17 protein-coding genes are annotated in these 12,547 nt (G+C 68.3%); 4 read left to right on the forward strand and 13 right to left on the reverse strand.

From position 1 onward, the window contains the following. Positions 1-9 precede the first annotated feature (9 nt). Genes ACFWBD_RS11705 through ACFWBD_RS11725 form a run of 5 tightly spaced genes read right to left on the reverse strand, consistent with a single transcriptional unit; the run spans position 10 to position 3,818 of the window. Complete coding sequence (locus ACFWBD_RS11705; protein WP_385665903.1) at positions 10-1,251, reverse strand: tyrosine-type recombinase/integrase; 1,242 nt, start codon at positions 1,249-1,251, stop codon at positions 10-12. Next, on the reverse strand, positions 1,251-1,445 hold the full coding sequence (locus tag ACFWBD_RS11710; protein WP_385665905.1) for a helix-turn-helix domain-containing protein: 195 nt from the start codon (positions 1,443-1,445) through the stop codon (positions 1,251-1,253). Before ACFWBD_RS11710 ends, ACFWBD_RS11705 begins: the two co-directional genes overlap by 1 nt. After that, complete coding sequence (gene repSA / locus ACFWBD_RS11715; protein WP_385665907.1) at positions 1,442-2,830, reverse strand: replication initiator protein RepSA; 1,389 nt, start codon at positions 2,828-2,830, stop codon at positions 1,442-1,444. Before repSA ends, ACFWBD_RS11710 begins: the two co-directional genes overlap by 4 nt. Before the next feature lie 35 nt (positions 2,831-2,865). Beyond that, positions 2,866-3,072, reverse strand: a complete 207-nt coding sequence (locus tag ACFWBD_RS11720; RefSeq protein WP_385665909.1) for a hypothetical protein — start codon at positions 3,070-3,072, stop codon at positions 2,866-2,868. Beyond that, a complete protein-coding gene (locus ACFWBD_RS11725) occupies positions 3,069-3,818 on the reverse strand; it encodes a helix-turn-helix domain-containing protein (RefSeq protein ID WP_385665911.1) in 750 nt (249 codons plus the stop codon). Before ACFWBD_RS11725 ends, ACFWBD_RS11720 begins: the two co-directional genes overlap by 4 nt. A 192-nt stretch (positions 3,819-4,010) precedes the next feature. On the opposite strand from ACFWBD_RS11725, the gene ACFWBD_RS11730 reads away from it, so the two are divergent. The 3 genes from ACFWBD_RS11730 to ACFWBD_RS11740 all read left to right on the forward strand — a co-directional run bounded on the left by ACFWBD_RS11730 (position 4,011) and on the right by ACFWBD_RS11740 (position 6,273). Further along, positions 4,011-4,769, forward strand: coding sequence for a GntR family transcriptional regulator (locus tag ACFWBD_RS11730; RefSeq protein WP_385665913.1), 759 nt, complete (start codon positions 4,011-4,013; stop codon positions 4,767-4,769). Beyond that, positions 4,769-5,323, forward strand: coding sequence for an AAA family ATPase (locus ACFWBD_RS11735; RefSeq protein WP_385665915.1), 555 nt, complete (start codon positions 4,769-4,771; stop codon positions 5,321-5,323). Before ACFWBD_RS11730 ends, ACFWBD_RS11735 begins: the two co-directional genes overlap by 1 nt. Before the next feature lie 500 nt (positions 5,324-5,823). Then, positions 5,824-6,273: a hypothetical protein gene (locus ACFWBD_RS11740; RefSeq protein ID WP_385665917.1), complete on the forward strand. Its 450-nt coding sequence runs from the start codon at positions 5,824-5,826 to the stop codon at positions 6,271-6,273. A 162-nt stretch (positions 6,274-6,435) separates the two neighbouring features. On the opposite strand, the gene ACFWBD_RS11745 is transcribed toward ACFWBD_RS11740, so the two are convergent. Beyond that, entirely contained in the window at positions 6,436-7,023 is a 588-nt protein-coding gene (locus tag ACFWBD_RS11745) for a flavodoxin family protein (RefSeq protein ID WP_385665919.1), read from the reverse strand. A gap of 107 nt (positions 7,024-7,130) precedes the next feature. Here ACFWBD_RS11745 and ACFWBD_RS11750 point away from each other — a divergent pair, with 107 nt between their 5' ends. Then, on the forward strand, positions 7,131-7,532 hold the full coding sequence (locus tag ACFWBD_RS11750) for a winged helix-turn-helix transcriptional regulator (RefSeq protein ID WP_385665921.1): 402 nt from the start codon (positions 7,131-7,133) through the stop codon (positions 7,530-7,532). Here ACFWBD_RS11750 and mutM read toward each other — a convergent pair. From mutM to rsmD, 7 genes are all read right to left on the reverse strand, one after another. Then, entirely contained in the window at positions 7,505-8,365 is an 861-nt protein-coding gene (gene mutM, locus ACFWBD_RS11755) for a bifunctional DNA-formamidopyrimidine glycosylase/DNA-(apurinic or apyrimidinic site) lyase (protein WP_385665923.1), read from the reverse strand. The two genes, ACFWBD_RS11750 and mutM, sit on opposite strands and share 28 nt — an antisense overlap. 91 nt (positions 8,366-8,456) lie before the next feature. Further along, positions 8,457-9,269 carry a ribonuclease III gene (gene rnc / locus ACFWBD_RS11760; RefSeq protein ID WP_385665925.1) on the reverse strand — a complete coding sequence of 271 codons (813 nt, stop codon included), beginning with the start codon at positions 9,267-9,269 and terminating at the stop codon, positions 8,457-8,459. A 19-nt stretch (positions 9,270-9,288) separates the two neighbouring features. Then, complete coding sequence (gene rpmF, locus ACFWBD_RS11765; protein ID WP_007493396.1) at positions 9,289-9,462, reverse strand: 50S ribosomal protein L32; 174 nt, start codon at positions 9,460-9,462, stop codon at positions 9,289-9,291. Positions 9,463-9,464: 2 nt separating this feature from the next. Next, positions 9,465-10,118 carry a DUF177 domain-containing protein gene (locus ACFWBD_RS11770; protein WP_171402257.1) on the reverse strand — a complete coding sequence of 218 codons (654 nt, stop codon included), beginning with the start codon at positions 10,116-10,118 and terminating at the stop codon, positions 9,465-9,467. A gap of 161 nt (positions 10,119-10,279) precedes the next feature. After that, positions 10,280-11,341 carry an ATP synthase F0 subunit B gene (locus ACFWBD_RS11775; RefSeq protein ID WP_385665926.1) on the reverse strand — a complete coding sequence of 354 codons (1,062 nt, stop codon included), beginning with the start codon at positions 11,339-11,341 and terminating at the stop codon, positions 10,280-10,282. A 111-nt stretch (positions 11,342-11,452) separates the two neighbouring features. Next, positions 11,453-11,932: a pantetheine-phosphate adenylyltransferase gene (coaD, locus tag ACFWBD_RS11780; protein ID WP_351763766.1), complete on the reverse strand. Its 480-nt coding sequence runs from the start codon at positions 11,930-11,932 to the stop codon at positions 11,453-11,455. Positions 11,933-11,958: 26 nt separating this feature from the next. Continuing rightward, positions 11,959-12,543 (reverse strand): 16S rRNA (guanine(966)-N(2))-methyltransferase RsmD, encoded by a 585-nt coding sequence (rsmD, locus tag ACFWBD_RS11785; RefSeq protein ID WP_351763522.1) that lies wholly within the window; start codon positions 12,541-12,543, stop codon positions 11,959-11,961. Positions 12,544-12,547: the final 4 nt, after the last annotated feature.

The raw sequence follows: 12,547 nt of genomic DNA on the forward strand, positions 1-12,547 counted from the left end.
GTCAGAGGGTTAGGAACTCTCCCGGGCCGTGTCCGGGCCGTCACCCGTGGGGTCGTGGTCCGCAAAGACGTGATCCACGGCGGCCCGAGTGCGGGTCCCACTGGACGGCATCAGGTGCGTGTACGTGCGCAGGGTGAAGCCGGGGTCATGGTGGCCCAGGTACTCGCTGAGAGCCTTGATGCTCTCCCCCGCGTCCAGGAGCACCGAGGCGTAGAAGTGCCTCAGCGCGTGCATGCCGTTATCCCGCCCGGTCTCCACGCCCGCAGCCCGAAGCGCCGGCCGCCACACTCGATCGTTGAAGCGGTTCCGATCGAGGGCCAGGCCCATGGAGCCGGTGAAGATCAGCGATGCCGTCACCGGAGGGCCGTCGAGCGTCTTCCACGGCAACGTGACCTTCACGGCCGGGTGACGCTTCAGGTGCGCAGCCAACGCGAAGGCCACCGACTCAGGCAGAGGCATGTCACGTTCCTTGCCTCCCTTGGGCGGAGCGAACACCGCCCGATGACGTTGCAGCAGCTTGACCTGCCGGACCACGTGCATCACCCCACCGAGGAAGTCCACGTCCTCCACGGCCAGGCCGAAGACCTCTCCCTGTCGCAGGCCGCATCCGGCAGCGACGTTCACGAGAGCCTGGTAGCTGACCGGCAAGGCCATACGCACTGCCATCACTCGCTCGGCGGGCCAGGGCTTGACCTTGCGAGGTTCGAGACGAGGAGCCCGCACCGACCGGGCCCTGCACGGGTTCTCACGTATGACCCGGTCCTCCACGGCAGCCGTGAAAACCGTGGAGACGTGCGCGAAGATCCCGCGCCGGTAACCGGCCGACAGCCCTCGATCCTCCAAGGTGCGCAGCCACAGACGGAGATGCGACGGGGTGAATGAACCGATCGGCCGCGTACCCAGGTAAGGGATCGCATGGAGTTTCAACCGGCTCTCGACAGACTCCCGCGTCAGAGGGTCCGTGATCTGTGTGGTCATCCACTCCGTGGCGTACTGCTCGAACGTGACCCTGCCAGCGTCCGGGCTGACGTAGTCACCGCGCGACATGTCCGCTTCGATGTTGGCGAGCCACTGTTCCGCCTTGCGCTTCTGCTTGTCCGGGAAGCTCTTGGACTTCTCGGAGCCGTCCGGCCCTATGTAGCGGGCGCGGTAGCGGAGGCCGACGCCGAAGCGGTCGGTCTTGACCTTCACGGTCTTGCCGTCCGGTCCCGGCTCGGCCTTGAACCAGCGGTCTTGGATGTGCCCGGCCATCAGGCGGCCCTTTCCATCTGGGATTCGACCCAGACGCGGACGTCTTCGGGGTCGAAGCGGAGGTGCCGGCCGACGCGGAAGCCACGCGGTCCGGTCTGCTTGCGGCGCCACTGGTAGACGGTTTCGACCGGGACGCCGAGGAGATCGGCCAGGTCGGCAGGGGTCAGGTAGCGAGCGGGCAGCGAGCGCTTCATGTCCAGGCCTCCATGTCGTCCATGTGGTCCAGGTCGGCGAGTGCTTCGCGCGCTGTCTCCCGGTTCAGCCGCAGGTCGCGAGCGATATTGGCGGCGAGCCAGGACTCACCGGGGGTGTGGCCCTGTCCGGCGTAGGTCCAGTGGGCGAGCACGAGCGTGGAGCCCTCCGTGTCGTCGAGGTCCTCGGAGAGCCCGCGTTCGCGGCGTTCCTGGCGGGCGCGGTAGTCGGCGCGCACCTGGCGCAGCGCGCTGAGGGTGGTGGAGTAGCGGCGGGACTTGGTGGAAAAGTGGCCGCGGAAGCCGAGCATGTGAGCCCAGCGCCACAGCAGCCGTTCCGGGTAGGCGTCATCGAGCACCCGGCACGCTTCGATCAGCCGCCGGGTGTGCGCGGGCAGCGGCAGGCGGTCGAGTTCGGCCAGTTCCCCGATACGGCGGTCGACGGTGCCGGTGGTCTCGGCGGCTTTGGTGGCGTACTTCGCGACGTAGGAGGCCACCGCTTGTTCGGTCAGCTCCTCGCAGCCCAGAGCGCCGATGGGTTGCACGTCGACCTGCGAGCCCCAGCGCAGGACGCGGGCGGGGAAGTCGCCAGCAGCAGGTACCGGCACCGAGACCCGATCGGCGGCGGCGCGGATCGCACCGTCGAGCAGAGCGACCGTGGCCCAGGCCGGTGGAGTCGAGTCGGGACCGGCCGGGCCGTCGAGGCGCACCACGGCGTGGAAGTGCACGGCCCCGCGCTTCTGGAACTCGGCGACTTTGCCGAAGGAGACCCGGCAGACCTCTTTCAGGGCCGATTGGGTCAGGCCCGCGCGAGCGGCGATCTCCCGGCGAAGGTAGATGGTGAAGCGTCGCCACAGGTCCCCGGCGAAGTTGTTGAACAGCACCGCGCCCGCGTAGTCGTAGCGCTCCGGGTCGAGCGCCGTGCCGAGCGCCTGGTCGTCGTCGCCGTGCTGGGCACCGCAGCGGCAGCGGCCTGAGTCGGGCCGGTTGTGGACCGGGCCGAACGAGGGGGCGGTGAGGGTGGCGAAGACGCGGGGGTGATCCCGCACGGTTTCGGGGACGTCCTTGCGTTCGTCGCCCGTGATCCCGGCCCGGATCAGGTGGTAGGTGTCGCCCGCGTAGGTCCAGGCACAGGCCGGGCAGCGGGAGGCCCGACGGTTGCCGCAGGCGACGCGGAGCATGCCGCCCGGTTCCTGCTCGGTGCTGTAGGAGTACAGGACGTCACCGGTCTTGGCGTCACGGGTGACGGTCTGGCCCGCGAGGCGGATCGGGTTCGTGCAGCCGCCGGTCCGTCGGATCTGTTCCTGCCAGCGTTCGAAGCCGGGCGAGTTCGCCACCCGGAGCATGTCCGCCAGGGTCAGGGGGTCGACCCCGACCGAGGCAGCCATGGGGGCCACCTCAGCCGGGGAAACGGGGAAGTTGGTCACGCGGCCGCCTCCAGCCGCTCCGGGACCGGGGTGTAGCCGAAGGACTGGTCACGGGGGCAGATCAGGTCACCGTCGTGGGTCAGGATGCTCAGCCCGTCGACTGCGACGCGTGTCCAGGCCGGGGCATGTCCGCCGCAGCCAGGGCAGGCGGTCGGCCGGGCCGGGAGGTCCAGTAGGTCGAAGCAGGAAGCGAGGGCACTCATGCCGCCACCGCCCGCAGGTGGGAGGCGGAGCGTGCCGGGGTGGCGGTCGCGAAGAGGTGATCGAGCGTGGCGAGGTAGCCGCCGACCATCGGAGCCGCACCCAGGCGGCGCAGGTGAAGCACCGGGGCCAGAGCCGGGGTGAGCCCGTCGATCGGCGTGGTGACCAGCAGGTCATCATCGGCGCGCATCACGTCGGCCCGCAGGCCGGGGTGAGTGGACAGCCGCAGGCCGGGGACCGTCAGCAGCGAAGGGAACACGTCGCCCAGTCCGGTGACCGGCCCGGCGAAGTCTTCGGGAGTAACGATGCGGACCCGGACACCAGCGGCGGACTTGTCGGCCAGCAGAGTGGGCAGGTCCCACACCGCATCGGCGAGGAACAGCAGGTTGGCAACCGCCAGATCGATCACCGTGGTGGCCCCGGCCAGGGTGGAGCGCCACAGCCCGTAAGGGACCGTGCTGCGCATCGGGTAGCAGGCGACGACCTCATCCTGAGCGGTCGGCGTGGAGCGATGCCGGTCGGCCAGCTTGGGCCACAGGTGGTAGGCGTCGGCACCCAGCAGCTTGGCGGCGGCTTCAGCGTTCCGGGCGTGCGGAGTCCGGTCCGAGTTCAGCCAGCGGTCGACCGACTTGGCGTCGACGGCGAGGTGATCGGCCAGGCCCTCGATGGTCACGTTGGCGGCAACCATGGCACCGCGTAACCGCTCATTACCGGTGGTCGAATGCGAAGACGTCAGGGTCGCAGGCATGATGGGGCTTCCCTTCGTGGGAGCCAGGGGCGGCGGTTCTTCTTGGCGGTTGAGCGCCGTCCCTGGGCAGACGTAGTTGGTGCCGGGTCTCACTTACTCATCCAGCGGTACATCCTTAGGGTTCCCTAGGGCACCTTAGGGTGTCAAGCGGTACGCTAGGGAAGTAGCCACTGAGGCAAGGGAGTTGAAGCAATGGCGGACCAGGCCGACAATCGCGCGCCCTACGCGCAGATTGCCGCCCACTACGCGGAACTGATCACGTCCGGCGAACTACAGCCGGGCTCACTTCTGCCGAGCATCAAGAACCTGTCGCAGGAGTGGAGCGTCAGCGCCGCGACTGCCGAGAAGGCGTTGCGGAAACTCCGTAACGAGGGCCTGGTCAGAGGCATTCATGGGATCGGCACCGAGGTTCTGGACCGTCCCGCCCCTATGTCCTCGGGAGCCCAGCGCCAAGACCGTGGACGCCGCACCGGGTCCAGCTGGGGAACCGGTGAACGGTCGGACTCCCACAGGGCCTCGGTAGTGCCGGCGCCCACCGACGTAGCTCAAGCGCTGGACATCAAGCCCGGCTCGAACGTGATCCGGCGAAGCCGGGTGTACCGCGACCGACACGGCATCGTCGCGCACTCGACGTCGTGGATTCCCGTTCGCTACGAAGAGCTGATCCCGCAGCTCACGAGCAGTGAGCGGCTCACTGGGGGAACATCGCTTCAGCTCATCGCGCAGGCCACCGGGCGACCGATCACCCATCGGTTCGACACCGCGTCGGCGCGACTGCTGACCCCGGAGGATGCGGAGCTGTTGGAACTGGACGCCACCAAGTCGCCGCGGGAGCCCGTGGTTGTGATGACGGCGAAGTTCGTCGACAGCGAAGGCACCGTCGTGGAGTACGGCGTAGACCTCGGCGGCCCCGGCCGCAGTTGGCAAACCGAATCGGAAGTCAACCAGTGATGGCCGCCAACGGCACCCGCCAACCGTTCTGCGTCCTGATGGCTGGGCTTCCTGGCTCAGGCAAGACAACGCTGGCCCATGCGCTGACAGTTCGCGGGTTCGTGAGGCTCTGTCCGGACGAGGAGATGTTCCGCCGACACGGTGTGTACGGGGTCGACTTCCCCCGAGGCACGTTCCCGACCCTTGAGCGACCGATCCTCGAAGAGATCTCGGTGCAACTCCGTGAGCAGCTCCAGGCCGGGCACGACGTGGTGATTGACCATGGTTTCTGGACGCCGGAAGACCGTGCCCGATGGCGATCAGTCGCTGTCGATGCTGGCGCGACCTCGGTGGTGGTCTACCTCGAGGCCAGCCACGAAGAACTGTGGTCCCGCGTGAGCAAGCGCAATGTTCGGCACGAGGATGATCCGAACTCGATCTACTTCGCGGAAACTGACCTGCTCCGCTACCGCACGCGATTCGTGCCCCCAGAGCCCGACGAGCCTCACGTTGTCTACGACGGCGACCCCGAGTCTGTACTGAAGACGCTGCAATCGGAGCAGGCCCGCCCGTAGCCCGGAAATGCGAAGCCGCCAGAGCCCGAGTTACAGGTTTCTCTACCTCATCAAGGCCCCCGCGCACGGCGCGGGAGCGCGCCGCCTCTGCGGCGCGGCCTGCCTCCTGTCTGCGCCCCGGCTGGCCGCGCCCGGCGGCGCGCAGGCGACTGCGGGGGCGTGGGGTGGGGAAACCCTCTGTGGCTGGGGCGGTCGGCTCCACGACTTTAGGCAGCCACTTTGGGGCGAGCCTCGAAGATCATGGCCCAACGTCGTGCTTTAACGGGCAGGTCCACAGACTGCCCGACTCGCCATCAGCTTAATGGGCCATGATCACTCGCCCCAAAGCAGCTCCAGCCCAAAGTCGTTCCACCGACCGCGTGATCGACCTAGCGTTGACTTTCATGGATGCAGCGATCGCAGGCCTCATTGGGTCATTGGGAGGCGTCATTGTTGGGGCAGCGGCTCAGGCAGCACAGGCAGCGTGGACCCGCAGATGGCAGGTAGCAGATCAAGATCGTATGGCAACAGATCAGCAGGAATCTCGACTGTGGCAAGAGCGAAGGATCGCGTACGCGGCATTCATGGACGCAGAGATGGACGCCACAGGAAAGATCGATTGGGCGTGGCTGGTCAATGTAAGACAGCCGTTGCCCGACGAGGGCGGCGATCACCCTCTGCGCCAGGAAGCTACTCAGGCACTGGAGCTTGCTTCCGAGGCGATCGATAAGGTGGCCCGCCAGTCCCAAGAAGTACTGCTGATCACGAGCAGTGACGCCGTCCAACAGGCTGTGCGCACCTACCTCGCCGCCATGAGTTCCAACACCCTGCTTACCGCCCGCGCTGACAGCCAAGAAGGCAGCGCCGAAAGGCAGGCTCTTGTCCAGCAGCTGACGCTAGGACACCACCAGTTTGTGGCCGCAGCGCGTGAAGAACTACGCATACGGCCGGGCCGTGTGGGGGCCGCCTGAGGGTGCTCAACGACGACCAACGCTGACAACCACCGACAGCTAAGTCGCAGGTCGCAGCGTTGATCGATTACACGGCCGCAGGTCAGGGACTCGGCCCTTCACTTCTTCGGCTACTAGGACCGAAGAGGGATCGCACGGCGGGTACCGGACCCGCAGAAACGATCAAGCAGCCTGGGCGCGGCCTGCCAGGAAGACCCTCGCGGTCTCGGCGACGCGCCGCCCCAGGTGCTCCGCCGTCGCCACGTCGGCCTTGTGGACGGCGTCCGGGCCCTCGTCGACGTTGGTCTGCGCGGCCGCGCCCAGGAAGACGCCCAGGCGGTTGAGGTCGTGCTCGGACGCGGTGCTGCTGTTCCAGCCGGGCAGCAGGCCGAGGTTGACCCAGTGCATGCCGAGCTGCGCGGCGAGGATCTGGAAGTACTGGAGCGTGTGCAGCTTGTCGCCGCTCTTGGAGCCGGAGTTGGTGAACCCGGCGGCCAGCTTGTCCTTCCACTCCTGGGTGGCCCAGCGCGCGGAGGTCGCCTCGGCGAAGGCGTGGAAGGCGCCGGACGCGGTCCCCATGTAGGTCGGCGAGCCGAACACGATCGCGTCCGAGCCGTCGAGCAGCGTCCACTGCTCCTCGGTGATCTCGTCGACCTTGATCAGGCGCACCTCGGCACCGGCGTCGGCGGCCCCGGCACGGACGGCCTCGGCGAGGACGGCGGTGTGGCCGTAGCCGGAGTGGTAGGCGACAGCGACAACGGGGGTGGACATACGACACTCCTCGAATAGGGCAGGTCGAAAGCGGTGACCACAGGAAAGCACTAACTTTTGGTTAGTGCAACCTACTGGCTAGCGCTGCCTTCGAGTACGCTTGATGCATGGACATCACCCAGGGGCGCGCGGAGGACCAGGACCTCCCGTTCAACGTGTTCGCCAAGGCCTGCCCCTCGCGCGGCACGCTGGAACACGTCACGGGCCGCTGGGGCGGTCTCACGCTCGGTGCACTGTACGAGGGTTCGCTGCGCTTCAACGAGTTGCGCCGCCGCGTCGACGGCGTGAGCGAGAAGATGCTGTCCCAGACGCTGCACGCACTGGAGCGCGACGGCCTTGTGCACCGCGAGGCCCAGCCGACCAACCCACCCCGCGTGGACTACGAACTGACGCCGCTGGGGCGCGAGGTGGCCGAGCGACTGCTGTCCCTCATCCACTGCGTCGAGGGGCGCATGGGCGACGTACTGGCCGCCCGCGAGCACTACGACGGGACGCGCGGCACCTTCTGACACTTCGGGCAGAAGTAGCTGGACCGGTTCATCCACGGGCGCCGGAGCATCGGCGTGGCACACCGCTTGCAGGGCAGGCCCTCGCGGCCGTACGCGTCCAGCGACCGGTCGAAGTAGCCCGACTCGCCGTTGACGTTGACGTACAGGCTGTCGAAACTGGTGCCGCCCACGGCGAGAGCCGCGTTCATCACGTCCCGGACGTGGCCCAGGAGTTCGAGCGTGCGGGGGCGGGTGAAGTTCGCGGTCGGACGGTCGTAGTGCAGACGGGCGCGCCACAGCGCCTCGTCCGCGTAGATGTTGCCGACCCCGCTGATCAGCGACTGGTCGAGCAGGGCGCGCTTGATGGTGGTGCGCTTGCGCCGCAGCGCCTGATGGAAGGCCTCGTCGTCGAACAACGGGTCGAGGGGGTCACGGGCGATGTGCGCGATGACGTCCGGAAGGCCGTCGGGGGTGGTGTCGTGCAGCGACAGCCCGCCGAAGGTGCGCTGGTCGACGAAGCGCAGTTCGGTGTCGACCTCGTCCGCGAAGCGCACCCGGACGCGCAGATGCTTCTCGTCGGGCGCCTCGTGCGGCTGGACGAGGAGCTGACCGCTCATCCCGAGGTGGGCGAGGACCGCCTGGTGCGTGTCCGTCAGCGGCAGCCACAGATACTTGCCCCGGCGGCTGGGGGTGCCGATGCGGTGGCCCTCGAGCCGGTGCGAGAAGTCGTCGGAGCCGGCGATATGACGGCGTACGGCACGCGGGTGCAGCACCTCGGCGTCGGCGACCGTGCGATGGGCCACCCACCGCTCCAGACCGCGCCGGACGACCTCGACCTCGGGCAACTCGGGCATGGGATCCCCCGTACGGAGCGCCCGCCTCCCAACGGGGGGCGGGCGCTCGTCTCGTACCGCTGTTCTGCTTTTCTTGCTGTTCCGCTGTTCGTCAGGCGGAGGCGGACTCGGGGTCCGGGCTGCCGTCGGTGGCCTGGACGGCCTCGACGGTCTTCGCAGCCTTGGCACGCTCGTCCGCCGCGGCCCGGATGGACCGCCATGCGGACTCGGCGGCCTGCTGCTCCGCCTCCTTCTTGCTGCGGCCGGTGCCGGTGCCGTACGAGACGCCTCCGACGCGGGCAGCAGCAGTGAAGGTCTTCTCGTGGTCGGGACCGGTCTCCGTGACCAGGTACTCGGGGACACCGAGGCCTTCGGTCGCGGTGAGCTCCTGGAGACTGGTCTTCCAGTCCAGGCCGGCACCGAGGTTCGAGGACTTCTCGATCAGCGGGTCGAACAGGCGGTGCACCAGTTCGGAGGCCGCGTCGAGGCCCTGATCGAGATAGACCGCGCCGATCACCGCTTCGAGGGTGTCGGCGAGGATGGACGCCTTGTCCCGGCCGCCCGTGCCCTCTTCACCCCGGCCGAGCCGGATGAAGGAGCCCAGGTCGAGGCCACGACCGACCTCCGCCAGCGCACGCGAGTTGACCACCGCGGCCCGCAACTTGGCCAGCTGGCCTTCGGGCAGGTCGGGGTGGGTGCGATACAGCGTGTCCGTGACGACGAGGCCGAGCACGGAGTCCCCGAGGAACTCCAGCCGCTCGTTCGTCGGCAGGCCGCCGTTCTCGTATGCGAAGGAACGGTGGGTCAGCGCACGCACCAGAAGGGCGGACTCGAGCCGATAGCCGAGCCGCCCTTCCAGAAGCGTGTGGGACGAGGCCGTGTCCGCCTTGTTCTTGGCGGTCGTGTCCGCCTTGGCGTCAGACATGAAGCCTCTCACCAGCCGCTCAGACCTCGAGGACCTGGCGCTTGTTATAGGTGCCGCAAGACGGGCACGCGATGTGCTGCAGCTTGGGCTCGTGGCAGCGCTCGCACGCAACCAGGGTGGGGACCGCAGCCTTCCACTGCGACCGGCGGTGGCGCGTGTTGCTGCGCGACATCTTCCGCTTCGGAACAGCCACGGCTACTTCTCCTGCTTCTCGTTGGCGCGCGCCGATCGAGGCGCTTCGCCACTCATCTCGTCCTTCTCGCCGTCTTCGAGTGAACCGGCGAGTCCCTGCAATGCCGCCCAACGGATGTCGGTGGCGTCGTGGTGGTGGTCCGGGTCGTCCGTGAGCCGGGCTCCACACTCGGAGCACAGGCCCAGACAGTCGTCCTGGCACACCGGCTGCATCGGCAGTGCGAGCACCACCGCATCACGCAGCACGGGTTCGAGGTCGAACAATCCGTCCTCGATGAAGAGCCTGTCCTCGTCTTCCTCGGCGTCGTCGACCGGCTCCGCTTTGGGGCGGCCCCGGTCGTCGGCGTCAGGGTACGAGAACATCTCCTGGAAGTCCGCTTCGAGCTCCAGCTCCAGCGGCTCCAGACACCTTACGCACTCCCCCTCGGCCTGTGCACGGGCGGTGCCTGTGACGAGCACCCCTTCCATGACCGACTCGAGTCGGAGCTCCAGCTCCACCGGGGCGCCTTCCGGCACTCCGATCACTCCCTGGATCCCGAGGTCCTGGGGAGCGTCGAACTCGCGGGTCAGGCGCTGTAGCGCACCAGGACGCCGCCCCAGCTCGTGCGTGTCGAACACGAGAGGCTTGCGGTGGTCGAGGCGGGCGTTCAGGGCCATTCCTGCTTTCGATCTTCTGAGCTCGGGGACGCTGCCCTATTACGGTGCTGCGGGCAGCTGTGATCGCGGACGTACACGCGACCGAAGAGCCAGGATACTGGAGCATTCGCCCACAGCCCAATCCGGGCCCTTTCTCCGGTCCCCCCGGTGCTGCCCCGGTGCTACAGGCCGCGTTCCTGCTCGTAGGCGCGCAGCTGCTCGGCACTGATCATGCCGGTGTCGAAGAGGCTGGTCTCGTCGAGGGCGTACCCCTGCTGGACCTGCTGCTGGGACTGCTGCACGGCCTGGTTCGGGTCGTAGGGGGCCTGCTGGGTGTCGTAGCCCTGGTACGCGTACGGGTCGGCCTGCTGCTGGTATCCGTACGCGTCCTGCTGACCGTAGGCCTGCTGCTGTTGCTGCTGGTAGCCGCCGTAGGGGTCCGTCTGCTGCTGGTAGCCGTACGCCGGCTGCGGTTCCTGCTGGTCGTACGGCTGCTGGACGGGCTGCGCCGCCGCGGCGTCCTGCTCCGCGAGGGCGGTCAGGTCGGCCAGGTAGTCGGCGTCGGAGGAGTGCTGGAACGTCGTGGCGTCGTCGGCGAGGGAGCCGAGGTCGTCCGAGGCGATGCGGCCGTGCAGCTTCTGGCGGCCGCGGCCGACCGCGTCCAGGGTCTTGGCGAGGACCGCCTCGAAGGCGCCCAGCTTGGTGTCGACGTAGGAGTCGGCGTCGCGGCGCAGGGTCTCGGGGTCGTGGCTGCGCTCGGGGGCGTCCTCGTCCTCGTAGCCGTTCTCGTCGGTGCCGGGTCCGGTGCCGAGGAGCTTTTCGCGGCCGCGGCCGACGGAGCCGAGCGTCTTGGTGAGGACGACCTCGAAGTTCGCGAGCTTGGAGTCGACGTAGTCGTCGGCCTCGGCGCGGACCTCCTCGGCCTCCTTGCGGGCCTCGGCGAGGATGCGGTCCGCCTCGTTCTGGGAGCGGCGGGCGATCTCGGTGTCGGAGATCAGGGAGCCGCGCTCGGCGTGCGCGGTGGTGATGATCCGCTCGGCCTCCTGGCGGGCCTGCTCGACCATCTGCTCACGGCCGCCGATCAGCTCCTCGGCCTGGGCGAGGGAGTCGGGAAGGGCCGCGCGCACCTCTTCCAGCAGGGCGAGCAGGTCCGCGCGGTTGACCACGCACGAGGCCGACATCGGCATCGACCGGGCACTGGAGACCGCCGTGACGATCTCGTCGAGCTTCTTCTGCACGTCCACCGGTTGCTCGCCACTCTCTACAGCTGGGTTGGAGACGGACGGAACGACTGTACGGCCATGGGGTGCCCGCCGGGCACCGGGTGACGAGCCGTCAGGAACCCGGTCCCCGGGTCAGTCCTTCCTGAGCCGTTCGCCCAGGGCTTGGAGGACCAGCGGCGGCACCAGATGGGAGACGTCGCCGCCCCAGGTGGCGACCTCCTTGACCAGGGAGGAGGAGAGGAAGCTGTACGTGGGGTTGGTGGGCACGAACAGCGTCTCGACGCCCGACAGCCCGTTGTTCATCTGGGCCATCTGAAGCTCGTAGTCGAAGTCGCTGACCGCCCGCAGGCCCTTGACGATGGCCGGGATGTCACGCTGCTTGCAGAAGTCGACGAGGAGGCCGTGGAAGGCCTCGACCCGGACGTTGCCGTACTCGGCGGTGACCTGGCGGATCAGGTCGATCCGCTCGTCGATCTCGAACAGGCCCTTCTTGGCCTTGTTGATCATGACCGCGACATAGACCTCGTCGTACAGACGAGACGCGCGGGAAATGATGTCCAGGTGTCCGTTGGTGATCGGGTCGAACGACCCGGGACAGACGGCACGGCGCACTTGTGGTCCCTCGCTCTCCAGTCCGGTCATCGTGCGTCTTCGCACGTAGAGGCGGCGCGACCGTACCAAAACGTTCCCTCGCCGTAGCGACGGGCCCTGAGTGCCTCGAACCCGTCCGGCCAGGGGAACTCCCCGCCTCTGGTGCTGCGCTCCACGGTGACGAGAGCATCGGCCGCGAGCCAGCCCCCCGAGCGGAGTGTGAGCAGGATCTCCCGAAGATCGTCGTTGGTGACGGCGTACGGGGGATCGAGGAAGACGAGGTCGTACGGGTCCGCCGGCGGGGTCTGGATGATCTGCTGGGCCTTGCCGGCCCTGACCTCGGCGCCGGGCAGGCCGAGGGCCTTCACGTTCTCCCGGACCGTGCGGGCCGCCCGCGCGTCGGCCTCGACCAGGAGGGTGTGGCCCGCGCCCCGGGAGAGGGCTTCCAGGCCCACGGCGCCGGAGCCCGCGTACAGGTCGAGAACGCGTTCACCGCCGAGGGGTCCGCCCAGCAGGGACTGCCAGGTGGAGAAGAGACCCTCGCGTGCGCGGTCGGAGGTGGGACGGGTGCCGGTGCCTGGCGGGACCGCCAGGCGACGTCCACCGGCTGCGCCGGCGATCACGCGGGTCATCTCG

This window comes from Streptomyces sp. NPDC060002 (assembly GCF_042737245.1).
Taxonomy (GTDB): domain Bacteria; phylum Actinomycetota; class Actinomycetes; order Streptomycetales; family Streptomycetaceae; genus Streptomyces.